We start from the raw sequence: 23,724 nt of genomic DNA, 5'->3' as shown, positions 1-23,724 counted from the left end.
CATACATCGGTGACAATGGATGCTTTACAGCATCCGCGTCCCGCCCGCCCGGTTCAATACGCCAAACCGGGTCGATGCGTCGAGGGCTAGCGGCCGATGGCCAGGTACCGGGCCTCGGTGGCGTCCTTCTGCGGCCTCCACCACCACTCGTTACACCGGTACCAGTCGATCGTCCGGGCCAGCCCCTCGGGGAGGTCCGGGTGCCGGGGGCGCCAGCCCAGCTCGCGCCGGATCCGGCCGCTGTCGACGGCGTACCGCAGGTCGTGGCCCGGCCGGTCGGGCACCGTGTCGTAGTCGTCGACCGGCCGCCCGAGCAGCGACAGCGTCAGCTCCAGCAGGGCCCGGTTGCTCCACTGCGCGCCCGAGCCGATCAGGTACGTCTCCCCCGGCCGACCGTCCGCGACGATCCGCAGGACCGCGTCGTTGTGGTCGTCGACGTGGGTCCACTCGCGGACGTTCTCGCCAGTGCCGTAGAGCTTCGGCCGCCTCCCGAGCAGGACGTTGGTGATCTGCCGGGGCAGGAACTTCTCCACGTTCTGGTACGGCCCGTAGTTGTTCGCGCAGTACGAGAGGGTGGCCCGCACCCCGTACGCCCGGACCCAGGCCCGCACCAGCATGTCGGCCGCCGCCTTGGTGGCCGAGTACGGGCTCGACGGGTCGTACCGGCTGTCCTCGGTGAACCGTTCCGAGCCGTGCAGCGGCAGGCTGCCGAACACCTCGTCGGTGGAGATGTGATGCAGCCGGCGGTCGTGCCGGCGCACCGCCTCCAGCAGCACGAACGTCCCCTCCACGTTGCTGCGTAGGAACGGGCGCGGATCGTGCAGCGAGTTGTCCACGTGGGACTCGGCGGCGAAGTGGACCACGACGTCGCAGTCGCGCACCAGGCCGTCGACCAGCTCGGCGTCGCAGACGTCGCCGGGCACGAACCTGATCCGGTCGGCGACCTCGGCGAGGTTGGCCCGGTTGCCGGCGTAGGTGAGCGCGTCGAGCACCGTCAGTCGGCCGCCCGGGTCGGCCGCCAGGGCCCGCCGGACGAAGTTCGCCCCGATGAAGCCGGCGCCGCCGGTGACCAGCAGATGAGCCATGCCGTGACGCTAGCCCACGCCCCGCCCCGACGGCGGAGGTCACCGACCTGGCCGGCACGAACCACCGGCGCCGGCTCACGCGGCACTGGCCGACTGCTGACGCCGCCGGGTCGCGAAGAAGAGCGCGGCGGCTTGCCGGACGACGGTGGGCCGCCGCGGGTCGACGGCGACCTCGCGGAGCAGTTCCCGGTTCACCGTGGCGGCGGTCAGCGTGGTGAGCAGCGCGAAGCACTCCTGCCGCACGTCGCGCACCGGCGGCGGGCCGGCGACGTCGACCGCCGGGCCCGGGCGGGGCGACCAGTGGGTCAGCAGCGCCGCCAGCACGTCCGAGCGGACCACCGGGCCGGCGGCGCCGCCCGCAGCCAGGTAGTGCCCGGCGGCGACCGCCCCGGCCGGGTCCCGCGCCACGTCCCGGAGGAACCCCGGCGCGACCGTGGCCCGACTCATCGCCCACAGCCCGACTCCCCGCTGGGGGGTGCTGGTCATCGCCGTGATCCAGCGCTGCGCGCTCCAGTCCCGGGCGAGCGGGCCCGCCGCCAGGTGCTCGACCAGGCCGGGCCAGGTCGCGGCCAGCGCTGCGGACGCCGGGGCCGGCCTGCCCGCCGCACCTGACCGGGCGGTCGGAGCGCGGCCGGCCCCGGCGTCGGAGAACAGGCCGGTGGCGAGCAGGACCAGGCGCACGTGCCGGTCCCAGTCCGGCAGCACCCGGTCCGGCTGGTACGGCGCCTGCCCCGCCGACCAGTCGACCACCGCCGCGACCGGGTCGACGCCGGTCACCACGGCGGCCGCCGCCACCTCGACCAGCTCGGTGTGGCGTTCGGTCAGCCAGTCGGCGACCGGCCCGCCCCGCACCGCCCGGCGCAGCGCGTCGCACGTCGCGTCGAAGCTGGCCCGCCCGCCGCCGAGCAGGGCGCCGACGAACCGGTCCAGCAGCACCGCCGGTTCGGCCACCGGGTCCGGGCCGGCCAGCCCGGCCTGCCAGACCGCGGCGGCGATGGTGGCGGTGAGGGGGTTGCGCAGCGCGGGGCGGGCCCGCTGGTGGTCGACCCAGCTCAGAAAGCGCCGCGCGGCCACCGCGTTCGGGAACCAGCGGTGCGCGAACCGCCCGACGTCCGGGTCGGTGAACGGCGCCAGGTGGTACGCGGCGTACCCGGGGCCCAGGACCGCCAGCTCGTTCTCCGCGAGCTGGCGGGTCGTCACCAGGACCCGCCACGGCCCGGCCCCCGGCGCGGCGCGGGCCAGCGCGGCGAGGCGGTTGAGCACCTCCGCCCGGTCGTCCGGGTCCGCCACCGCGTCGACCCCGTCGACGCAGACCAGCCACGTCCGACCCGGCGCGGGCTCCCGCGCGAAGTCCAGGCCGGGCACCAGGTCGCGGTACGCCTCGGCGAGCGCGGCGGGCAGCGGCTGGTGCACCAGCGCGGTCGCCGGCAGGCCCACCACCACCGGGCCGGCAGGGGTTTGGCGCAACCGCCCCCGCCCGGCGAGCCACCACCGCGCCGAGCTCGCGTACGCCTGCCGGACCAGCGCCGACTTCCCGCTGCCCGGCTCGCCGATCAGCAGCACGTGCCCGGCGCCGGTGAGCAGCGAATCGACGGTGACGGGGCCGGCGGCGGGGTCGAGCCGGGAGACGACCCGGCGGGCGACGTACACCTCCGACAGGGGGCGGACGTACCCGCCGGCGATCCGGTGCGGGTGGACGATCGCCCCCTCCGACTGGGCCCTCCACAGCGGGTTCAAAGCGGCCCACCAGCCGCGCCCGCGCCGGCCGCTCAGGTGGCGGCGGACCGCCAGGATCGCGGCGGTCAGCGCCAGCAGCCCGCTGACAACGCTGGCCACCTTGTCGGAGTAGTCCCAGGTCACACGCCCACCCGGGCCGGTCCGCCCGGCGACTCGTGGTAGGCGCCGCACCCACCGCAGTACGGGCGGGTGTGCAGTTCGCCGCAGTGCTCCCACGGCGGCACCCGCTGCTCGGGGGCCGGGTGCGGCCGGGGGCCGGACCGGCCCGGCGCGTCCCCCGCCCCGCCGGACACCCAGGAGGACGTCTGCGGCGCGACCGCCGCGGAGTACTGCCAGCGCCGCAGGTCGACGTGGGGCTTGAGGCGTACGTCGCCGACGGCTGCGTCCCGCACGTCCACGATCCGGTCGAGCTGCCGCAGCTTGTCCTCGTGGCCGCCGGCGTGGGCGAGCGCCACGGCCCGCCCGAGGTGCTGCTCCGCGTCGGTGAGCCGGCCGACGCCGGCCGCCGTCAGCGCCAGCCGCACCTGTTCGGCGTACCCCTGCTGGTGGGTGTAGTGGGCGACGGTCTCGTGCACCCGGGAGAACAGCTCGATCTCGTCGGTCCACTCCACGTCGACGGGCACCTCGGCGGTGCCCGGGGCCGCGTCGACCCACACGCCCAGCCAGCCGATCCGCCGCCGTGCCTGCGGGGTCATCGGGTCCACCTCCAGTGCGACGTGGTAGTCGCGCCGGTCTGCCGGGCTCCACGCCCCGACGGGGAAGTCGGTGGTGAGGTCGCCGGCGGCCACGCCCCGGCCGGTGAGGTCGGCGATGGTCGGGTACACCTGCTTGACGAAGCGGATCCGGGCCAGCGCGCTGGTACGCACCCGCAGCCGGGCGTCGGCGGTCCGGCGGGCCAGCGCGCGGTCCAGCACCGCCGCGAACTCGGCGGCGAGGCCGTCGAGGTCCTCCACCGGCACGACGGGGTTGGCGCCCAGCGCGTCGGCGATGCCGAGCAGCTCCGGGCCGTCCCAGTCGTGCACCCCGTCCGCCGAGCCGATGGCCCGGCAGTCCACGGTGAACCGGCCCGCGCAGGCGTCCACCGCCGCCCTCAGCTCGGCGGGCCGCTGGGACTCGTTGCGGCCGTCGGTCAGCAGAATGGCGTGCCCGATCGCGTCGGGCCGGGTTCCGAGCAGTTCCCGGGCCAGCAGCAGCCACTTGCCGATGGCGGTGCCGCCGTGCGGCGACGCCCTGCGTACCGCCCGCCGGGCCGCGGCCCGGGTGCTCTCGTCCGAGACCGCGAGCCGCCGCTCACCGGGGTAGATCATCGCGGCTCCGCTGGTGCCCTCCACCACGGCGAACGCCACCCCGTCGGGCAGCGCGTCGACGGCCGCGAGGGTGGCCGCGCGGGCGGCCCGCATCTTGGCCTGCGGCGCGCCCATCGAGCCGGAGCAGTCGAGCAGGATCACCTCGGCGAGCCCGTCGTGACGCGTGTCGCCCCCGGCCGGTCCGGCCCGCACCGCGGCGACGATGTCGACGGTCCCGCCGTCGGTCGGCAGGTACTCGCTGTGGTGGGCGGTCAGGTCGAGCCGCAGCCCGTCCGGTGCCGTCACGCGGGGCTCCTTTCGTCGGGTCCGCCGGCCGGGGGCAGTGCGGCCCCCGGTTCGCCGCCGGCCGGCGGCGGGCCGGCCCCCGGCTCGGCGGGCCTGCCGGGGATCACCACCAGGTCACCGGCCGGTGCGTGTTGGCGAGGTCCACCAGCGCGATCCGCTCCCGCCGGTCGCCGGTGTGCCCGGCCAGGGACCGGCAGGTGCGTTCGAAGGCGCGGCGCAGGGTGTCCGGGTCGAGCCGGTGGCCGAACAGTCGCCGGTCGGCGTACCGCCCGTCGGCCAGGTCGCTGCCGAGGGCGATCCGCAGGATGTGCGCCTCGACCAGGTCGCGTTCGGCGAACGCGGGCAGCTTCTCCACGACGGCTGCGGCGTCGAGCGCGGCGTCGAGCCGGTGGCCGTCCTCCGGCGCCTCCAGCAGCATCCGTACCGCGCAGGTCGCCGCCACCGTCGAGGCGCGGGAGGACTCCGGCACGGCGAGCAGGACGGCGGCGGCGGCGCGCGGGCCCTCGATGACGAACAGGCAGCGGGCCAGCCCGAAGGCGGCGGCGACCACGCCCTGGTCGGTCTCCCACACCCCCCGGTAGTGCGCGGCGGCCGTCGGATGGTCGCCGGCGACCTCGCAGGCCACCGCGTACGCCAGGCGCGCGGACACCTCGCCGGGCAGCCACCCGTACACCCGCCTGAACCGGTCCCGGGCGGCGGCGCCGTCGGTGTCCACCAGGGCGACCAGGCCCTGGTGCCACCACAGTGACCAGTCCCGCCGGTCGTCGGGGATGCCGGCGAGCAGCGGCCCCGCCTCGTCCGCCCGGCCGGCCGCGAGGTACGCCCGCACCATCCGGTACGTGACCTCGGCGGTGTGCTCGGGCGCGGCGCCGAGCAGGGCGATCAGCTCGGCGGGCTCGGCCGGGCCGAGCGAGGCGAGGAAACCGGCCGCCGGGTCGTTGCCGTCGACCAGCGGCATCGGCAGACCGAGCACGATCTCCACCACGTCGAGGGCGTCGACGTCGGCGTGCAGGGCGAACGCGCACGCCGCCGGGCTGAACAGGGTGGACCGGGTGGGCCGGGGAATGCCGTCGGCGGCCGAGCGCACCTGCCGGCGCACCCCCCTGACCTGCTCGCGCATCTCGGCGGCGGAGCCGAACCGCTCCTCGGGTTCGACGGCGGTGGCGCGGGCCAGCAGCCGCGCGAACGGGTCGAGCGGGGCCGGCAGCGGCAGCCGCAGCAGGTCCTGCCCCACCGGCAGGGGACGCAGGTCGGCCGAGCTGACCGCCAGGGTCAGCGCGGCGAGGGTACGGCCGACCGTGTAGACGTCGGAGCGCACGCTCGGCCCCGCCGGGCCGAGCCGCTGCACCTCGGGGGCCTCGAAGCCGGCCGTGCCCCAGGGCGGGCTGACGGTGTTGTCGATCCGCCGGGCCGCGCCGAAGTCGACGAGCTTGAGCGGGCCGTCCGGGCCGTACCCGCCGATCAGCATGACGTTCTCGGGCTTCAGGTCGCAGTACAACCAGCCCTGGTCGTGCAGGTACTCGAAGGCGTCGAGGATCTGCACCCCGTACCCCAGCGCCTGCGGCACGTCCACGGCCGACGGGCCGCCGTCCGGGCCGATGGTGCGGCGGGCGTCCTCCAGGGTGCCGCCGTTGACGTACTCCATCACCAGGTACCCGACGTCGGAGTCGGACTCGGGGCGCAGCGCGTGGGTGATCGTCACGATGCGGGGGTGGTTGAGCGCGATCAGCGCCTGCCGTTCCCCGACGAACGCCGCCGCGGCCTCCCGGTCCTCGGGGTTGCGCTGCCCCTTCAGCACCCGCCAACTGCCGTCCATGTCCTCGTCGCGGGCGAGGAACACCCAGCCCACGCCGCCGTGCCCCAGGCAGCCCTCGATCCGGTACCGGCCGGCCCGCACGTCGCCCTTGGCCAGCGGCGGGGTGAACGAGTAGCGGGAGCCGCAGTTCGGGCAGTACCCGCTGACCCGGGGCACCCTGCGCCGGCACGTCGTCTGCGGGCAGTAGCGGGAGTGCTCGGGCACGACGGCCTGGGACAGCACCGCCTCCAGCGGGTCCCGGGCCCGGGCCGGCGGGATGAGCGCCGGGCTCTCCCACGGCCGGGCCCGGGGACGCCACGGCTCTCGGGACTGCACCGGGACGGGCCGTGGGACGCGGGACGACGGCGGCGGCACCACCGACGACGGCGACGGCCGGACTACCGACGACGGTTGCGGGACCACCGACGACGACGGTTGCGGGTCCGCGCCCGGCGGGCCGCCGTCGCACGGGTGGCCCCACAGCCGGCAGAAGCCGTCCTGGTCCACCGCCCCGGGGCAGTTGCGTTCCGCGCAGGGGCGGTTCGTCGGCGTCATCGGGTCACCTCGTTCACGGCCTGCTGGTAGGCGCGGACCGCCCGGCTCGCGGCGGTCACGGCGAAGCGGTCGGGGCGCAGCCTGTCCCGCGCCTCGCGGTAGCTCTGCTCCAGGTCCGGGTGCTCGGCCCGGCCCTCGTCGGCGGCGCGCTGCCGGTACGCCTCCAGCCGCCCGCCGAGTTCCAGGTGGCAGCGGCCGCGTAGCCGCCGCCGGGCGGCGTCGACCTGGTCGGCGGCCCCGTCGAGGGCGGCCTCCAGCTCGCCGGGCGGGCCCGCCGGGCCCACCGAGCCGACGGGGCCGACGGGGCCGACGGGGCCCGCCGAGCCGTTGGGCGACGCGGTGCGGGCCGCGGCTGCCCGGGCGAGCAGCCCGTCGACGTCGAGGGCGGCCACCGGATCGCCGCCGTCGCCCAGCCCCTCCCGGGCCGCCTCGGCCGCGAGCCCCCGCAGGCGTTCCACCGACGAGCGCAGCCGCCGCTCCCCGGACGTCAACCGGTCCGGGTCGTCGGTGGCCGGGGCGAGCGCCCGGCGTACGGCGGCGAGGTCGTCCGCGAGGCCGGCCAGCGCGTCGCGCCAGGGGCCGGGACGGGCGCAGCCCACCGGGTCCGCCGCGGCCTCCCGCTCCAGCCCGGCGAGCCGGACGGCGGGTACGTCCGGCGCCGTCGCGCCCCGGTCGGCCGCCCCGGCCCGGAGCCGAGGGTCCGCGACGTCCCTGCGCAGCCGGTCGAGGTCCGCCTCCACGAACCGCACGGCCGCCCGGTACGCGTCGACGAGCCGGCGGATCGTGGCCCGGTGCTCCCGGGCCGCCGCGACGATCTCGTCGAGGCACAACCGCTCGATCCGGGGCGCCTCCCCCGTGGCCGAGGTGAACGCGACCTCGATCGGGTCGGTGAGCAGCCGGGCGAGGCGGTCGTTCCGCCGCGCCGCCGGGTCGGGGCCGTCGTCCATCGGGTCGAGGGCCAGCGACAGGCAGCCGAGCACGTGCAGCTCGTCCCAGGCCGCGGTCTCCGTCCCGGCGGTGACGCCGGTGACCGGGGCGCGGAACTCCCCGGTGATCAGCGCCTGCGCCTCCAGCAGCCACTCGGCGGCCAGGCCGTGCGCGGCCCGCACCGCGTCGAGCCGATCGCCGTCCGGCATCACGCCCCGCCCCTCACCCGGGCGGCCACGACGTGACCGGCGATCCCGGTGTCGGCTGCCCCCGGTCGGGGTGGTCGGCGAGCCACTGCCGGTGGGCCGCCGCCCACACCCCGGAGGCGCGGATGGACTCCAGGACGTGGTTGACGAACCGGGCCAGCTCGAGGCTGTCCGGGTTGTCCCGGGCGAACGCGAACGCGTGCGGCTCATCGGTGAACCAGGTGCACGGCCGCCGGCCGTCGTGGTAGCGGCAGAACCGGGCGTTGTCCCGGGGCGGCTCGGTGACGAGCACGGTGTCGGGCGTCATCCGGGTGAAGCCCAGCAGGATGTTCTCGTCCGTGCTGACCGCGTCGACCTGCCCCTGACGCAGCATGACCAGGCAGTCGATCGGATGGGCGGCCTGCACCGGCACCGGGAGGGTGCCGTCGGCCGTGCGGTAGGCGGCGATCGCCGCGAGCGAGGTGGTCCGCGCCGCCGCGCAGACCCGACGGCCGCCCAGCTGCTCGATGCCCGCGTACTCCGGCCGGCCGTCGACGCGTCGGACCAGCGCGGTCTGCCCGGAGTCGAGGTAGTCGTTGGAGAAGATGACCTGCTTCGCCCGCTCGCAGCTCGCCGTCAGCGAGGTGGCGATGAGGTCGACCCGGTCCGGGTGGTCCGGCGCCAGCATCTCGAAGGCGCCCTGCCCGGGCGGCACCACTTTGAAGGTGATCCGCTTGCGCGGCTCCTCCCCCGGCCAGATGGCCCGGGCCACCGCCAGCAACAAATCGATGTTGAAGCCCTCGAACTGCTGCGTCTCGGCGTTCCAGTGGCTCATCGTGGCGTCCGACGGGTCGACGCCCGCGACCAGGCCCTGCCCCGGCCCCCGGTCGCGGATCACCCGCGGCGGGACGCCGCTCGGGGCGAAGCTGCTGCGCACCGTGCAGAAGGCGTTGGCCGGCTCACCGCCGGCGGCGATCTGCCGCACGTCCGGGGGCCCGGGGGTGGGCACGGCGGCGGAGTCCGGCGGGACCGCCGTGCACGCCGCCACCGCCAGCAGCAGTACGCCGGCCAGCGCGGCCCGGGCGGCCACCGGCCCGCCGCCGGGGCGGGCCGCCCAGCGCCTCGCCACCTGTGTCGTCATCGGTCCCCCGTCCGTCTCACCGGTACTCGGCCAGGCGTTGCCGCAACCCGACGACGACTGCGGCGCCGGCGAGCAACGTGACCCACGCGGCGAGCCCACCGAACTGGCGCGGCGTCGCCGGCAGGCGCTCGACGTGCCCGGCGACCACCTTGTCTCCCTCGTCGAGCCGGTTGGTGAGGGCGGTGGTCGCCGCGTCGAAGGACTTTCCGGCGGGCCCCGCGTCCAGCACCGCGTCCATGGCCCGGCGGAACGCGTCCGGCTCCTGGCTCTGCCGGGCGGTCCACACGGCGGTCAGGGTGGCGCAGTCCACCCCGTCCGGGCCGCCGCAGAGCTGCCGGCTGTCGAAGTCCTCGTGGTGGCCCACCGGGTCGACGCTGGCGCCGAGCCCCAGGTAGACGTCCGCGCGGCCGGCCAGCAACGTGCCGAGCCGCTGCTGGGTGGCGCTCTGTGCGTCCACGGCCCGCGCCAGCTCGGGGAACCGGCTGTCGGCCGCCGGCCAATGCGACCACGAGGCGACGGCCAGGGCCAGGACGGCCACGACGCCCGCCGAGGCGACGAGCAGGCCGGCGTTGAGCCGGCGGCGGGTGCGCCGCCACAGCCACCACTGGACGGCCCCGAGCGCCGCCAGCGTCAGCAGCGGCATCAGCAGGGAGGCCGCCACCCACCACCGGGCGTCGACCCGGGCCTCCCGCAGCAGCCTGGTGTCGTAGTCCCACAGGGTCTGGGCGGCGGTCAGCAGCTGGTGGGACAGGTAGTGGGAAGCCTCCCGCGCGTACGCGGAGGCGAGCACCCCCTGGTTGGCTGCGGTTCCCGGCCCCTCGGCCACCGTCAGCGCGTCGGCGATGATGCGCTGGTAGACCTGCAACCGGGCGGCGATCGCGGCCAGCTTCGCCAGCCGGTCCGGGTCGTCGACCGCCGCGCCCATCGAGGCGTTCAGCGCGTGCTCGACCTCGTGGATCTTCCGCTGGTAGTCGGCCTTCAGGCCGGCCGCCCGGTCCTCGCCGGGCGGCAGCAGGAAGACTGCGCTGGCGGCGACGTCGGCGTCGGCCAGGCCGACGTAGATCTGGCGGGCGCTCGTGCCGGTCCGCGCGGCGGTCGCGGCGGACCGTTCGCCCAGCGTGGTCGCCGGCCCGCCCGCGCGCAGGGCGACCACGGCTGTGGCGACGAGCAGGGCCGCGAGGAGGAGCCCGTGGACGACGATCCGCGCGGGGGTCGTGCGGAGCGGGTCCCGCCAGCGCGCCGGGCCGCCCCGGTCCGGCTGGGCCGCGCCCCGGGTCAGCGTCGTGGTCGACGTCTCGGCCCTGCGGCCGGCTTCCACACGTACGGTCATCCGCGCCCCCGTCCGCCCCGCCGCGCGCCGCCTCCGGCTCGCCGGACGGGTCCGGCCGGCGCGGATGGACACCGGCGGGGAAGATCCAGGATGGCAGAGCAGCCGGGCGGCCGGCCGCACCATGTCCGGTATCCGACCGGACCGACAAAGTGGACGACAGCCGGCGCCGCTATCCGGCGTCGTCGGGGCCCGAGCGGTTTGGTTCGGCCGACGCCGAACGCTTGGCGACGATCACCGCGACGCCGTCGAGCACCCGCTGGAGGCCGAACTCGAACGCGTACTCCGGCCCGTACGCCGCGCCGTGCGCCTCCCCGGCCGCCGAGCCCACCCGGGAGGCCGTCGGGTAGCTGCCCGACTTCATGAACCTCTCCAGCCAGGGGGCGTGCGACTGCCACCACTGGCCGTCCGTCATGCCGGTCTCGCGCTCCAGGTCGACCACGTCCAGCGCGGCCCGCGCCGCGCTCTTGACGTGCCCGAGGACCAGGGTGAGCACGGCGTCCATCTCCACGTCGTCGAGGCCGATGCCGGCCACGGCCCCCAACTCGTAGTCGTACTTGGCGAACAGGTTCGGGCCGAGCACGGGCCGGCTGGTCTCGGCGCGCAGCAGCCACGGGTGGGCGCGGTAGAGCTCCAGGTTCTCCCGGGCGATCTGTTCGAGCCGGGCCTGCCAGCCGCCGGGGACGTCAGCCGGGCGCCTCATCTCGCCGTAGAGCGTGTCGACCATGACGTCGAGCAGCTCGGCCTTGCCCGGCACGTACGTGTAGACCGACATCGTCCCGACGCCCAGCGCCTCGCTGACCCGGCGCATGGTGAGCGCGTCGATCCCCTCGGCGTCGGCGACCTCGATCGCCGCCCGGACGATCCGGTCGACGCTGAGCCCCGGCCCGGCGCTGCGGCTGGTCGGCTCCCGGGTGCGCCAGAGGATGGCCAGGCTGCGGGCGGGGTCGATCTTGCCCTTGCGCTCGTTCGGCATAGTGCCCTCATCCTAACGATGGATACCGTACCGCGTACGGACCGATCGATATACAAGTCACCTGCATATAGAGGCGGTCTACGGTTAAGGCCATGACGATGCAGGAGCCGACGTTCTTCATCCTGACCGCGCTGGTGCGCGCCACCCCGCTACACGGCTACGGGATCATTCAGGCCGTCGAGCAGTTGTCCGGCGGGCGGGTCAAGCTCAAGGCCGGGACGCTGTACGCGGCGCTGGACCGGCTCAGCACGGAGGGCCTGATTGTCCTCGACCGGGAAGAGGCCGTGGGCGGCCGACTGCGCCGCTACTACACCCTGTCCGACGACGGCCGCGCGGCGCTCGAAGCCGCAGTGGAGCGGCTCCAGTCGAACGCAAAGGTGGCCGCCTCCCGGCTGCGCGAGGCGTTCGGCTTCATCGGGGGAGTTCAGCATGCCTGACCTGGAGCGCTCCTACCGCCGTCTACTCTGGGCGTACCCCGGCTTCTACCGGCGCGAACGCGGGCCGGAAATCCTCACCACCCTGCTCGACGCCGCCGAGCCGGGACAGGTCCGGCCATCGCGCGACGAGGCGGTCCACCTGTTGGTGAACGGCCTCCGGTACCGGTTCGTGCCGCCCACCTGGATCGGTAGGCTCGCGGCCGGCCTCGTAGCGATCTGGGCGGCCGTGGTGCTCAGCGGGGCCGGCGCCCTGGCAGTCTGGGGACTCGCCAACCCCGAAGACCCCAACCTTGCCGCCTTCAGCGACGACCTGGTCGGCCGTCCGGCCTCGCTCGTCTACGAACTCCCGGACGACAACCCGCTCAACATGGCCTACGCCTACCGGACGTACGGCGAGTTCCAGGATTTCGCCGAGGAGGGCTGGGACGGCGGGCGGCCGGCGCCGATGGGCCAGAGCCGGGTCTACGAGCAGGTCGCCGAGACACCGACCGTCCTGGCCGATGCCTACCAGCACCTGACGAGCGCGGGCTGGCGGACCGGCGCCCTGAGCCCGGGTGGCGTCAACAGCCGGGCCGGCGGAAACAGCCCGAACGAGGTGTTCTGGGCGTACCGGCACGGGGTGCTGTTACGCGTCTCCGAATACGACAACCAGACCGGCATGACGATCAGCGCCTATCCGATCGAGCCCCGCGGCGTGCTCGCCGGCGCGGTCGCCGGGTTCGTCATCGGGCTGATCGTGGTGTGGCAGGGGATGACCTGGACGGCTCACCGGGTCGCCCGGACCCCACGGCCGATCCGGTGGCTGAGCCTGCTGCTCGGCCTGCCGGCCCTCATCGCCTGCGGGGTGAACACCCTGGACAACGTGCTGAGCACGATCCCGGACCCGGGCAGCGCCAACGTGCTGTTCGCCGCCGACTACATGTACCCGCTGGCCAACCAGATCGCCAACCCGCTGGCGGCCAGCGTCATCGCGCTCACGCTTACCGGCAGCCTGGGCCTGATCGCCGGGGCAGCCCGAATGAGCCGGCTTCGACCCGCGAACGCGGCGGCGTCGACCGGTGGAGTCGCCGAGCGCTGAGCCGGAATTCCCGCTGACAGGGTCAGTAGCCTTCGGATTCGCTCACGGCGTCGGGGTGGGCGAAGAAGGCGCCGGGATAGCGCGGCGGGTACCGCAGGGCGACGTCGCGGTCATCGGGCGGAAAGGCCCGATTGATGCCGAGTGCCACCTCGTGGCCGCCGTGGACAAGTAGCTCTTTCGCTCCCGGAATGTACTCGTTCTCGACCAGGTACCGCAGCTCGGTGAACTTGGCCCGCACCGCGTCGCCGAGCGCCACCAGATTCAGGGCCTCGGGACCGCCGTCGACCCCTGCCTGAAGCGCTTTGGTGAGGGTGCTCGTGAACGGGTCGATCTCGCTCCCGAACAGCATCACCCGGCCAGCGCCCAGCAGCGACAACTGTGCGCCGTGCCGGTGACCGGCCGGTGGGTCCGGCCGGGTGAAGTGCCGCGCGGCGATCTGCGCGGAACCGCAGTCCAGCAGGACGACGAGTCGGGTGGCCGCGCTGTCCCGCATCAGGTCGGCGACCCTCCCGAGCACGGACCGCCGACTGTCCGGCTCCTCGGTCCACCGCTCCGCGCCCTCGGGGGTCTCCCAGTGTTCCGGGCCGGTCGCGGCGTAGGAGAACAGCAACGTGTCCGACGCCGCTGCGGCGGCCCGGCGCACGGCCTCGATCACCGCCTCGGGGGACTCCCCGCGCACGAGCTGTTCGGTGTGCGCTTCGAGGAGGGGCGTACCGATGTTCGGGGAGACGAGGGTACGGGCCAACGCCCTGGTCGCCTCCACCGCCGACTCGTAGCCGTGGCCGAAGCCGTAGTCGGCGTCGGGGTCGGGGGTGTCCCGGCCGACGAGGACGGCTCGGGAACCGGCGAGGACGGGCAGGAGCGGGTGTCGCTGGGGAGTCGCGTCGACTGTCATCACTCCATTCTGGAAGATCGAGGGCCGGTCAGTCGATGTCCCGGCCGCGTCACCGCCGTCGAGAGTGAGCGCGGCCTGCGTGACGGCGCCGAAATCTGCGAACTCACCGGCCTGGCCGACACCAGCGGCTTCCCGGCCGGAACCCGCCTGATCGAGCCCCGCACCTACAACAGCTCCGAGGAACCCGGCCACACGTCGGGCCCAAACCGTACCTACCAGCAGAAACACCGCCAGCCGCACCCACAACATCAAGATCAATCACTCATGACAGACCGAGGTTGGAGCCGCTACGCGACCACCAGCGGGAACAGTGCTCGGGGGCGGCGCCCACGTACCGGATCAGCGACGGTGCCCCTGGCCGGATTCGAGGCCCACTATCGGCGTGGTAGCACCGTCGGTGCTACCGGCGCGGTAGGCTCGACCCATGACCGCGAAACGCTCCATCAGCGTCCCCGACGACGTCGCCCAGTGGCTCGACGGCCAGCCCAACGTCAGCGCCGCGATCACCTCAGCGGTCCGCGCGCAGATGGCCGGCGCCCAGCTCGACGAGGTGCTGCGCCGCGCCGGCATCGAGGTCACCGACGCCGGCAAGGCCCGCTGGCGTGACCGCCTGGCCACTCCCATCCCCGACGCGGCCCTCGCCGAGGGGCGCCGGATGCTCGACGAGGCCGCGTGAGCGGCGGCCCGATCGCCGTGGTCCTGGACGCCACCGTGCTCGCCGCGTACGTCGATGGCCAGGTAGCCGTCGGCGAGCTGATCGCCGAGGTCGCCGACGAAGATCGCCAGGTCGGTGTACCGGCCGTCTGCCTCACCACCGCCCACGCCGCCACCAGCGGTGAGGTCGGCGCCGCCCTGCTCACCCTCCTGACCACCACGCCCGCCGTCACCGTGCTGCCTCTGGGAGCCGAGCCCGGCGTCGACGACGCCCGCCAGGCCGGCGTCCTCGCCCGCGCCGCTGGCGGCGACATCGCCCTCGGCCACGCTGCCCGCGCCGCGATCGCCCACCAGGCGCACCTGGCGACCACCGAGCCCAAGCCCGCCGCCGCCGTCATGCCGGCCCGATGGAGCATCCTCGACCTCAGTCAGGCGTAGATCACCCCGTAGCGGGTCAGCCCCGGGGCAGGTCGAGCAGGCGTCCGCCGGGTCCGGATTCGGCGGCCCCGCCGGCCACCGTCGACGGCCCGCCCTCGGTCAGCGCACTGGAACCCCGCCGGAATCGTGCCCGGCCGGGCACCCGCCGGCCCCGGTCGGGTGGCCGGCCGGGGTCGGGTGGCCGGCCGGGGTCGTCAGGCCGCCGGGGTGCTCCCGCTGCGGGTGTAGCCGTTGAGCAGGGCGTAGTCGCGGCACTGGCCGCCGCCGCCACCGGCCCCGTCGAGCGTGGTGCCCGCCTTCCGGCAGGTGGCTCGTAGGCTGATCACCCGGCCGGCGCGGACCTCGATCGGCGAGACCATGTGGTAGTCGAGGTCCCGGAAGTTGTTCAGCGCCACCGTGAGCACCGTCGTCCCGTCCACCACCAGTTCCAGCCGCCCCTCGTCGCCCTGCGGGTTCTGCAGGAAGATGTCGGTCAGCACGAACACCCGCCGGGACGCCACGGTGTACTGGTCGGTGCGGGTGGCGCCCTTCGGGGCGGTGACCGCGAGCCGACGGCTGAAGGACTGCCCGCCCGCCGGGATACCCGGCACGAGCGCGCTGGGCGTCGCCGACGGCGGCAGCGGCGGGTTGCTCGGGGTCGGCCCCGACGGGCGAGGGCTGGCTGACGCGCCGCCGAGCGCCCGCTGGGCCTTGTCGTCGGCCTGCTTGGCCCGGCTGTCGGCGGCGCTGGCCTGCTGCGCCACCGGGGCCACCTGCTCCTGGGCGACCTCCTCGGCCAGGGACTTCACCGACGGCCGGAGCAGCGCGTACCACAGGCCGGCGCCGAGCAGCGCGAGGACCACCAGCGCGGCGATGATCCGACCCACCCCCTGCGGCAGCAACGGCTCCTGCACGGTCGCCGCGTCCAGGGTGGCCGGGGGCGTCTCCTCCGAGGAGACCGCGACCTGGAAGGGCAGCGTCACCGGGTGGCCGCGCCACCGCAGCCGGCGCGCGCGGACCCGCACCTGGACGAAGGCCGCCTCGCCGGGGGCCACCGAGAGCTGCGGCGGGCGGACCGTGACACGGAGCCGGTTGTCCGGGTCACCGCCGGCCAACGCCAGCCCGAGCGGCGCGTTGCCCAGGTTGGACACCGACAGCTCGTGCCGGCCGCCCCAGCGCCCCCGCGAGGTGCGCGGCAGGATCTCGGGGGCGATCTCGGCGAACGGCAGCACCCGCACCGTGGCCTCCGGCACGACCTGGCCGTCCGGGTTCTCGGCCGGGGTGACCCGCACCCCGAAGGGCCGCTCGCCGGCCACCACCTGCGGCGACCGGGGCGGCTGGAAGCGGATCGCGACCGTCTCGGCCGAGCCGGGGTAGACCGAGACGGTGGGCGGGTCGGCGTGGGCCCAACCGGCGGCGTCGCCCAGCACCTCGAGCACGTACGACTCGACGATCTGGCCGGCGTTGCGAATCTCCAGCCGGCAGCTCGCCTCGCTGCCCGGGCTGACCTCGACGAGGTCGGTGTCCAGGTTCGCGTCGGTGGTCATGGCGCGACTCTAGGTGGATGCCCGCCCGTTCAATCCGCCGTGGAGGAAGACCTTGGGGCAACGCGGGAGGGCCGTTGAGCCCACGTTGACTGCACGATTGGTGCGGCGAGCGATACTCGGCGTCACCGATCGTTCGACCGAGCGCACTCGGGGGTGCTCATGCGACGCGTACCAGTCCACCTGTCCTCCACCGATGTCATCTCGCGCGCCGGGGTGGTCAGTCAGCTTCGGCCCCGGCCGGAGGTGCTGCTGCTCGACGACGCCGAGGCCGACCGGGCCGAGGTGGCGGTGATCATCACCGACGGCATCGACGAGTCGTCCCTGCGGACCCTGCGCGCGACGCGCAGCCGGGGCACGCCCGCGCTGGTGCTGGTGGTGACCCAGGTCGACGACGCCGGGCTGGTCGCCGCCGTGGAGCACGGCGTCGCGGGGATCGTCCGCCGGTCGGAGGCCAGCGCGGACCGCCTCGTCGCGGTGGTCCGGGCCGCCGCGGCGGGCGAGGGCGCCGTCCCGCCGGACCTGCTCGGCCGGCTGCTCCAGCAGGTCGGTGCGCTGCAACGGGAGGTGCTCGGGCCGCGCGGGCTGACCTTCGCCGGGCTGGCCGACCGGGAGGTGGAGGTGCTGCGCCTGGTCGCCGACGGCTTCGACACCGCCGAGATCGCCGCGAAGCTCTCCTACTCGCAGCGGACCATCAAAAACATCCTGCACGACGTGACGAATCGGCTGCACCTGCGCAACCGCTGCCACGCGGTGGCGTACGCGCTGCGCAACGGCCTGATCTGAGCCGCGCTGCCCCAACGGGCAGGCCGCACTGCCCGCAGGCCGGCACCGACCGCCGCTACCAGCCCCGCCGGGGATCGCCACGGTGGGGACAGAGGTGACCACGGGGAGGTGTCGTGCGCTGGGGCAACCGCCGCTGGGGTGTCATGGTGCTCGGGCTGGTAGCCGGGCCGACCCTCGTCGCGCCCGCGCCACCCGCGCCACCCGCGCCACCCGCCCCCACGCCGCCCGCCCCGGCGCCGGCCCCGCCGGCCGCCGAGGTGGGCTACCGGCTGGGCTACCGCAGCCAGGAGCGCCCGACCCTGGTGGTGAGCGCGGGCGCCACCGCCGGGCCCCGTCCGCTGCTGGCCGAGGGCGAGCGCGGCGACGCCGAGCGGGACGTCGACGCGCGCGCCGGCCGGCTGGTCTGGGTCGGGCGGCGGGCCGACCCCGGCGGCGCCGACCGGGGCGGGGGGCTTTATCTGCGCCGCCCGGGAGAGTCGCCGGTGCGACTGGTCGGCGGCCCCGGCACGGTCGCCCACCCCGCGCTGTCCCCCGACGGCCGGCAGGTCGCGTTCACCAGCGACCGGGCCGGCAACGCCGACATCTGGGTGGTCCGGGTCGACGGCACCGGGCTGCGTCGGCTCACCGACCATCCGGCCGAGGACAGCTGGCCGACCTGGTCGCCGGACGGGGCCCGGATCGCCTTCGGCAGCACCCGGGGCGACCCCGCCGGGGACGTCTGGGTGCTGCCGGCCGGGGGCGGTGCCGCGGTCCGGGTGACCGACGGCCCGGCCGCCGAGGGGCAGCCCGCGTGGTCCCCGGACGGCGGCCGGATCGCCTTCACCACCACCCGGTTCGCGCCGGTCGGCGACCCGGCCTTCCGTACGGTGGCCACCGTGGCCCCCGGCGGCGGCCCGGTGACCCGCGCGGTGCCGGGCCCCCGGGACGCCGCGGAGCCGGCCTGGGCCCCCGACGGCACCCGGATCGCTTTCACCTCCGTCCGCGACGACCCCGCCGGGGACGTGTACGTCGGCCGGGCTGGCCGGGTGACCCCGGTCGCCACCGGCCCGCTGCCCGAGCACGAGCCTGCCTGGCGGGGCGGCGACCTGATCTGGACCGCCACCGAGCTGGCCGACACCAGCGACGTGTGGACCGCCGACGCCACCGGCGGGGACCGCCGCGACCACACCGCCCGGCCCGGTCTGTCGGAGACCGGGCCGGCGTTCAGCCCCGACGGCACCCGGCTCGCCTACAGCGCCGACCAGCCCGGCGGCGGGGCCCGGGTCGTCGTCGCCGACGCCTCGGGCGCCGACCCGCGCGCCCTCGCCCCGCCGGGCACCGCCGAGGGGGACCGGGACACCGACCCGACCTGGTCCCCGACCGGCGAGGCGGTCGCGTTCACCCGGCAGCCGTCGGACAACGACGCCCCCTCGCGGGTCCTGGTCGTCGCGGTCGCCGACGGGAGGCTGCTCGCCGAGGTGCCGATGCCCCCGCACCTGATCGGCCGCGACGCCGAGCCGTCCTGGTCGCCGGACGGCCTGCGGCTCGCGTTCTCCCGGCTGGCCACCCCCCGCCGCAGCGACCTGGCGGTGCCCAGGGTGGACCGGCCGGCGCTGCCGGGCACCTCGTTCACCGTGGAGCAGTCGCTGCCCACCCCGCCGATCCCGCCCCGACCGGACATCGTCTTCCTCGTCGACGACACCGCCTCGATGTCCCAGCCCGGGGAGGGCGGGGACAGCGTGATCAGCCAGCTCAGGAGCCGGCTGCCCGAGGTGATCGGGAACGTGCGGGCGAGCCAGCCGGACGCGCGGTTCGGCCTGGCCACGTTCAGCGGGCGCGGCGGCGAGGGGGAGTACGACCCGGACATGTACCTGCCCCGCCAGTCGCTGACCGCCGACGACACGGCCGTGAACGACGCCGTGCAAAAGCTCATCGCGCAGAGCCCGTACGGCACGGAGAACTGGTTCTACGCGTTGCGGCAGCTCGCCGGCAACGACCGGATCGGGTTCCGCCCGGACAGCAGCCGGATCGTCGTGCTGATCAGCGACACCGACAGCGTGGACAAGACCCTCCCGCCGCCCGAGGAGGGCGCGATCGACGAGGGGGACCTCACCAGCGCGCTCCGGGCCGCCGGGATCGCCCTGATCGGGGTGCCCATCGCCGGCGCGGACTTCGAGCGCGGGCTGAACTTCGACGGCGCGGCCGGCCGGCTGGCCGAGGCCACCGGCGGCCTGCTCACGGCCAACAGCGACCCGGGGCAGATGATCACGGCCATCATCGAGGCCATCGGGAAGCTGAAGGTCACCGTCAGGCCGAGCGCCATCTGCGACGACGGCCTCTCCGTCGCCTTCGACCCGGACCCGGCGAGGGTGGACGCCGGCACGCCGGCCAGGTTCACCGAGACGGTCTCCGTCGCGCCCGGGGCGGTCCCCGGGTCCGTGCTGCGCTGCACGCTGCGCTTCGACCTCGACCCCCCGGAGGCCGGGTCGGACGCCGTGCAGGAGCTGATCGTCCGGGTCGCCCAGCCCGGCCTGCCTCTGGTCCGGGTCGACGACGTTCAGGTCGCCCCGACCGGGCCGGCCGGCGCCCAGGTGACCTACCAGGCCACGGCCGTGGACGCGGCGGACCGCCCGCTGCCCGTGCGCTGCGAGCCGCCGTCGGGCTCGCAGTTCCCGATCGGGCAGACCGTGGTGACCTGCCGGGCCACCGACCGGGCCGGCCGCACCGGCGCCGACACTGCGCTGATCATCGTGTCCGACCCGCAGCTCACCGGCACCCGGATCTGGCTCGCCCGGCTCGACGGCACCGGCACCGGCACCGGCACCCTGACCGTCACCGACCAGACCGACCTCAGCGCCCGGATCGGCGACGGTTGCCCGGCCCGCGAGACGGACCGCGCGCCGGCGTGGTCCCCGGACGGGGCCGGGATCGCCTTCGCCGACAGCAGCCGTGTCGCCGACCTGTGCGTGGTCGCGCCCGACGGCTCCGCCGCCCGGCACCCGCTCGCCGCCGGAGACCGGGACGGCCGTTCGGTGGCGGACCCGGCGTGGTCCCCGGACGGCCGGCGGATCGCGGTGACCCTCCAGGGGTCCGAGGAGCCGCCGGACATCGTCGTCCTGCCCGGCGCGGGCGGCCCACCGGCGACGGTCGTCCGGCAGGTCGGGTCGGAGCCGGCGTTCCAGCGCCTGCCGTCGCCGGACCTCGCCCTCACCGTCTCGGTCGGCAACCAGCCGGCCTACCTGGGCGGCGACCCGATTCCCGTCACCTTCACCGTGCGTAACGCCGGCCGCCTGCCGGCCGACAACGTCTGGCTGGACGTCACCCCGCCCGCCCCGCTGCTGCCGCCGGTCAGCGCCGACCCGCGCTGCGGGGTGGGCCGCCGGCTCTGCCTGCTCGGCACGCTCGGCCCCGGCGGGCAGCAGGTGGTCAGGGTCGTGCTGCCCGCGCGGGCGGCGGTCGTCGCGGCGGTCGCCGGGCGGCTCACCGCGACCGTGCGGGAGGTGTCGGCGACCCGCACGGCGCAGGCGCCGGTGCAGGTGATCGCGCCGCAGCTGCGCGTCGACCCGGCGATCGGGCCGCCCGGGTTCGTGACCGCCGCCGTGGGCACCGGCTTCCCGCCCGGGGCGACGGTACGGCTGCGCTGGCAGCCGGGAATCACCGCCACCCCGGACACGGTGACCGTCGCCGCGGACGGCAGCTTCCGTACCCAGGTGCTGGTGCTGCGCAAGGACGAGCTGGGCCCGCGCGACCTCACAGCCGCGCGGGTCTCGGGAGGCCGCGCCTTCGGGTCGGTACGCGCTGCCGAGCCGTTCCTGGTGGTGCCGCGCGGGCTCGACCCGCCCTTCCGGGGCAGGTGGTGAGCGGGTGATCCACGAGGTCGACGACGCGCTGCGCCGGCTGGTCCGCGACGAGGCCCTGCCCGGGTCCGGCGTGGACATCGTGCTGGAGGCGCCGACGAAGGAGTGGGCGGCCCGACGCAACGCCCCCACCGTCAACGTCTACCTCTACGACATTCGGGAGGACCTGCGCCGCCGGTCCCGGGGCCTGATCAACGAGTACGACGAGCGCGGCCAGGTGGCCCGGCGGGTCGCCCCGCCCCGCTACATCAAGCTGTCCTACCTGGTCACCGCGTGGACCCAGCGCCCCGAGGACGAGCACCGGCTGCTCTCGTCGCTGCTGCTGTGCTTCCTGCGCCTCGACGCGCTGCCGCCGGCGGTGCTGACCGGCTCGGTGGCCGCGATCGGCATGCCGGTGCCGATGACCGTGGCGCTGCCGCCGCCGGAGGACCGGGCGTTCGCCGACGTGTGGACCGCGCTCGGCGGGGAGCTGAAGCCCTCGCTCGACGTGGTGATCAGCACGCCGGTGGACAGCGGCCGGGTGGTCGAGGCCGGCCCGCCGGCCCGCGAGGGGATGGCCGCCGAGGTCGGCGACCTCGCCCGTGACGCCGCCTCCGACCGGGTCCGGCACCGCCCGGCCCGGGCGGGAAGCTGAGCCGTGGCTGAGGGCTCGCCGGCACTGCTGCGCCGCCTCCAGCGGGTGGAGCTGGCGGTACGCGCTGCGGTGGCGGCCCGCCGGGAGGCCGACCCGCAGCCCGACGACCCCTTCCGGGGGTTGTACCTGTCGGACGAGGCGGTCGACGCCGCCCTCGCCGCCGGCCGGGTGCCTTTCCACCCGTGGCCGGGCGATCCGGCCGACGCCTCGGCAAGGGCGTCGGCCGGATCGGGGCCGGCAGCCGGGGCTGGGCCGACGCCGGCCGGGATGCCGGCGGAGACGCCGACCGGTCCCGAGGGACCCGGGTGGGAGCCCGGGTCGGATCGGCTGGCGGCACTGGCCCGGGCAGCGGGGCTGACCCCGCTGGACGAGGCGCTGCTGCTGGTGGCCCTCGCCCCGGACGTGGACAGCCGGTTCGAGCTGTTCTACGGGTACCTCAACGACGACGTGACCCGTCGACGCCCCTCGGTCGGGCTGGCGCTGCGGCTGTGCGGGCTGCCCGAGGCCGCCGCCCCGGCCCGGCTCCGGCTCACCGCCGGGGCGCCGCTGATCGACCTGGCCCTGCTGCGCGTGGACTCCCCCGACCGGCCGGTGCTCAGCCGGGGGCTGTGGGTGCCCGACCGGGTAAGTGGCTGGCTGCTCGGCGCCGACGCCCCCGAGCCGTCGCTGGTCGGGTTCGCCGAGCCGGTCGACGCGGCCGGGCCGCCGCCGCCCGGCGCCGAGCAGCTCGGCCGGTCCGGGGCGCGGCTGGCGTACCTGCGGGAGAAGCCGGGCGGCAGCGCGACGGCCCTCGCGGTGGCCGCCCTCGGCCGCACCCGGCGCGGCGCGCTCGCCGTCGACCTGCCCCGGCTCGCGGCCGACCCGCAGGCGGCGGAGCTGGCCACCGTGCTGGTCCGGGAGGCCCTGCTCACCGGGGCGGGACTGGTCGTCGGGCCGGTGCGGGGCGACGAGCCGTGGGCGGTCTGGTCCCGGCTCACCGCCGGTGAGGTTCCGGTGCTGGCGTACGGGACGCAGCCGTGGGACCCGGCGTGGACGGCCAGCGCGCCGGTGCAGGTCGACGTGGTGCCGTTGAGCGCCGCCGAACGGGCGGCCGTGTGGCGGGCCGCCCTGCCCGGCCGGCTGGCCGACGGGCTCGACCCGGCCGCCGCCACCGCGCACTTCGTCCTCGGCGCCCCGGCGATCCGGCGGGCCGCCTCGGTGGCCGTCCAGCTCGCCGCCGCCACGGGCGAGCCGGTCGACGCGGCGCACCTGCGCGCGGGCGCGCGTACCCAGAACGCGGCCGGGCTGGAGCGGCTGGCCCGGCGGATCGTCCCGGAGGTCGGCTGGGACGACCTGGTGCTGCCGCCGGCGACGCTGTCGCTGCTGCACGAGCTGGCCGGCCGGGCCCGGCACCGGGACCGGGTGCTGCGCGAGTGGCGGATGCGCCCCGGCGGCGGGCGCGGGCACGGGGTGGCCGCGCTGTTCGCTGGGGACTCGGGCACCGGCAAGACGATGTCAGCCGAGGTGGTGGCGGGCAGCCTCGGGCTGGACCTGTACACGGTCAACCTGGCCACGGTGGTGGACAAGTACGTCGGCGAGACCGAGAAGAACCTGGAGCGGATCTTCGGCGAGGCGGCCGGGGTGAACGGGGTGCTGCTCTTCGACGAGGCGGACGCGATCTTCGGCAAGCGCTCCGAGGTCCGCGACGCCCACGACCGGTACGCCAACATCGAGAGCGCGTACCTGCTGCAACGGATGGAGACCTTCGACGGGCTGGCGGTGCTGGCCACGAACCTGCGGGCCAACCTGGACGAGGCGTTCACCCGCCGCCTCGACGTGGTGGTCGACTTCCCGGTGCCCGACGAGGCGGCCCGGAAGGCGCTGTGGGACCGCTGCCTCGGCGACCGGGTGCCCCGCGCCCCCGACGTGGACCTGGGTTTCCTGGCCGAGGCGTTCGAGCTGGCCGGCGGGCACATCCGGTCGGCTGCGGTGACCGCCGGGTACCTGGCCGCCGGGGCGGGCCGGCCGGTGGGGATGGCCGAGCTGATCGGCGCCGTCGGCCGGGAGTACCGCAAGCTCGGCCGGCTCACTCTGGAGAGCGAGTTCGGCCCCTACCTGCGGCTGGCCGTGTGAGGCCGCCACCC

General features: G+C 75.8%; 18 protein-coding genes. 8 read left to right on the top strand and 10 right to left on the bottom strand.

Features of this window, described 5'->3' with window-relative positions:
- Nucleotides 1-86: 86 nt before the first annotated feature.
- The 8 genes from rfbB to GVV04_RS29110 all read right to left on the bottom strand — a co-directional run bounded on the left by rfbB (nt 87) and on the right by GVV04_RS29110 (nt 11,320).
- Nucleotides 87-1,085: a dTDP-glucose 4,6-dehydratase gene (gene rfbB, locus GVV04_RS29145; RefSeq protein WP_161692222.1), complete on the bottom strand. Its 999-nt coding sequence runs from the start codon at nt 1,083-1,085 to the stop codon at nt 87-89.
- Nucleotides 1,086-1,160: 75 nt separating this feature from the next.
- A complete protein-coding gene (locus tag GVV04_RS29140) occupies nt 1,161-2,945 on the bottom strand; it encodes an NACHT domain-containing protein (RefSeq protein ID WP_161692221.1) in 1,785 nt (594 codons plus the stop codon).
- A complete protein-coding gene (locus tag GVV04_RS29135; protein ID WP_161692220.1) occupies nt 2,942-4,414 on the bottom strand; it encodes a VWA domain-containing protein in 1,473 nt (490 codons plus the stop codon). The genes GVV04_RS29140 and GVV04_RS29135 overlap by 4 nt, the downstream gene beginning before the upstream one ends.
- Before the next feature lie 103 nt (nt 4,415-4,517).
- Complete coding sequence (locus GVV04_RS29130) at nt 4,518-6,764, bottom strand: serine/threonine-protein kinase (RefSeq protein WP_161692219.1); 2,247 nt, start codon at nt 6,762-6,764, stop codon at nt 4,518-4,520.
- Nucleotides 6,761-7,900, bottom strand: coding sequence for a hypothetical protein (locus GVV04_RS29125; protein ID WP_161692218.1), 1,140 nt, complete (start codon nt 7,898-7,900; stop codon nt 6,761-6,763). The genes GVV04_RS29130 and GVV04_RS29125 overlap by 4 nt, the downstream gene beginning before the upstream one ends.
- Before the next feature lie 13 nt (nt 7,901-7,913).
- Nucleotides 7,914-9,017 (bottom strand): transporter substrate-binding domain-containing protein, encoded by a 1,104-nt coding sequence (locus GVV04_RS29120; RefSeq protein ID WP_161692217.1) that lies wholly within the window; start codon nt 9,015-9,017, stop codon nt 7,914-7,916.
- A 16-nt stretch (nt 9,018-9,033) separates the two neighbouring features.
- Nucleotides 9,034-10,347 carry a hypothetical protein gene (locus GVV04_RS29115; RefSeq protein WP_161692216.1) on the bottom strand — a complete coding sequence of 438 codons (1,314 nt, stop codon included), beginning with the start codon at nt 10,345-10,347 and terminating at the stop codon, nt 9,034-9,036.
- A 169-nt stretch (nt 10,348-10,516) separates the two neighbouring features.
- Nucleotides 10,517-11,320 carry a TetR/AcrR family transcriptional regulator gene (locus tag GVV04_RS29110; protein ID WP_161692215.1) on the bottom strand — a complete coding sequence of 268 codons (804 nt, stop codon included), beginning with the start codon at nt 11,318-11,320 and terminating at the stop codon, nt 10,517-10,519.
- Between the two features lie 92 nt (nt 11,321-11,412).
- Between GVV04_RS29110 and GVV04_RS29105 the strand changes: the two genes are divergently transcribed.
- Nucleotides 11,413-11,757, top strand: a complete 345-nt coding sequence (locus tag GVV04_RS29105) for a PadR family transcriptional regulator (protein WP_328822636.1) — start codon at nt 11,413-11,415, stop codon at nt 11,755-11,757.
- Nucleotides 11,750-12,835 (top strand): hypothetical protein, encoded by a 1,086-nt coding sequence (locus GVV04_RS29100; RefSeq protein WP_161692214.1) that lies wholly within the window; start codon nt 11,750-11,752, stop codon nt 12,833-12,835. Before GVV04_RS29105 ends, GVV04_RS29100 begins: the two co-directional genes overlap by 8 nt.
- Nucleotides 12,836-12,857: 22 nt before the next feature.
- On the opposite strand, the gene GVV04_RS29095 is transcribed toward GVV04_RS29100, so the two are convergent.
- On the bottom strand, nt 12,858-13,730 hold the full coding sequence (locus tag GVV04_RS29095) for a hypothetical protein (protein ID WP_161692213.1): 873 nt from the start codon (nt 13,728-13,730) through the stop codon (nt 12,858-12,860).
- Nucleotides 13,731-14,154: 424 nt separating this feature from the next.
- On the opposite strand from GVV04_RS29095, the gene GVV04_RS29090 reads away from it, so the two are divergent.
- Nucleotides 14,155-14,406, top strand: a complete 252-nt coding sequence (locus tag GVV04_RS29090; RefSeq protein WP_161692212.1) for a hypothetical protein — start codon at nt 14,155-14,157, stop codon at nt 14,404-14,406.
- Complete coding sequence (locus tag GVV04_RS29085; protein ID WP_161692211.1) at nt 14,403-14,822, top strand: hypothetical protein; 420 nt, start codon at nt 14,403-14,405, stop codon at nt 14,820-14,822. The genes GVV04_RS29090 and GVV04_RS29085 overlap by 4 nt, the downstream gene beginning before the upstream one ends.
- A 194-nt stretch (nt 14,823-15,016) precedes the next feature.
- Here the strand turns inward: GVV04_RS29085 and GVV04_RS29080 are convergent, their stop codons facing one another.
- Nucleotides 15,017-16,348: a COG1470 family protein gene (locus GVV04_RS29080; protein ID WP_161692210.1), complete on the bottom strand. Its 1,332-nt coding sequence runs from the start codon at nt 16,346-16,348 to the stop codon at nt 15,017-15,019.
- A gap of 159 nt (nt 16,349-16,507) precedes the next feature.
- Here GVV04_RS29080 and GVV04_RS29075 point away from each other — a divergent pair, with 159 nt between their 5' ends.
- From GVV04_RS29075 to GVV04_RS29060, 4 genes are all read left to right on the top strand, one after another.
- Nucleotides 16,508-17,131: a helix-turn-helix transcriptional regulator gene (locus tag GVV04_RS29075; RefSeq protein WP_161692209.1), complete on the top strand. Its 624-nt coding sequence runs from the start codon at nt 16,508-16,510 to the stop codon at nt 17,129-17,131.
- Between the two features lie 113 nt (nt 17,132-17,244).
- Entirely contained in the window at nt 17,245-20,970 is a 3,726-nt protein-coding gene (locus tag GVV04_RS34630) for a VWA domain-containing protein (RefSeq protein ID WP_161692208.1), read from the top strand.
- A 4-nt stretch (nt 20,971-20,974) separates the two neighbouring features.
- Entirely contained in the window at nt 20,975-21,601 is a 627-nt protein-coding gene (locus tag GVV04_RS29065; RefSeq protein WP_161692207.1) for a DUF4255 domain-containing protein, read from the top strand.
- A gap of 3 nt (nt 21,602-21,604) precedes the next feature.
- Nucleotides 21,605-23,713, top strand: coding sequence for an ATP-binding protein (locus GVV04_RS29060; RefSeq protein WP_328822635.1), 2,109 nt, complete (start codon nt 21,605-21,607; stop codon nt 23,711-23,713).
- The last annotated feature ends 11 nt before the right edge of the window (nt 23,714-23,724 follow it).

It is taken from the genome of Micromonospora rubida, from assembly GCF_009908295.1.
Lineage (GTDB): Bacteria > Actinomycetota > Actinomycetes > Mycobacteriales > Micromonosporaceae > Micromonospora > Micromonospora rubida.
This window is presented reverse-complemented; position numbering and strand designations above follow the sequence as displayed.

Bases quoted from the DNA above. Each gene is read 5' to 3' on its own strand.
- rfbB (WP_161692222.1), bottom strand. From the start codon at position 1,085: ATGGCTCATCTGCTGGTCACCGGCGGCGCCGGCTTCATCGGGGCGAAC.
- GVV04_RS29130 (WP_161692219.1), bottom strand. From the start codon at position 6,764: ATGACGCCGACGAACCGCCCCTGCGCGGAACGCAACTGCCCCGGGGCG.
- GVV04_RS29125 (WP_161692218.1), bottom strand. From the start codon at position 7,900: ATGCCGGACGGCGATCGGCTCGACGCGGTGCGGGCCGCGCACGGCCTG.
- GVV04_RS29120 (WP_161692217.1), bottom strand. From the start codon at position 9,017: ATGACGACACAGGTGGCGAGGCGCTGGGCGGCCCGCCCCGGCGGCGGG.
- GVV04_RS29115 (WP_161692216.1), bottom strand. From the start codon at position 10,347: ATGACCGTACGTGTGGAAGCCGGCCGCAGGGCCGAGACGTCGACCACG.
- GVV04_RS29110 (WP_161692215.1), bottom strand. From the start codon at position 11,320: ATGCCGAACGAGCGCAAGGGCAAGATCGACCCCGCCCGCAGCCTGGCC.
- GVV04_RS29105 (WP_328822636.1), top strand. From the start codon at position 11,413: ATGACGATGCAGGAGCCGACGTTCTTCATCCTGACCGCGCTGGTGCGC.
- GVV04_RS29100 (WP_161692214.1), top strand. From the start codon at position 11,750: ATGCCTGACCTGGAGCGCTCCTACCGCCGTCTACTCTGGGCGTACCCC.
- GVV04_RS29095 (WP_161692213.1), bottom strand. From the start codon at position 13,730: ATGACAGTCGACGCGACTCCCCAGCGACACCCGCTCCTGCCCGTCCTC.
- GVV04_RS29090 (WP_161692212.1), top strand. From the start codon at position 14,155: ATGACCGCGAAACGCTCCATCAGCGTCCCCGACGACGTCGCCCAGTGG.
- GVV04_RS29080 (WP_161692210.1), bottom strand. From the start codon at position 16,348: ATGACCACCGACGCGAACCTGGACACCGACCTCGTCGAGGTCAGCCCG.
- GVV04_RS29075 (WP_161692209.1), top strand. From the start codon at position 16,508: ATGCGACGCGTACCAGTCCACCTGTCCTCCACCGATGTCATCTCGCGC.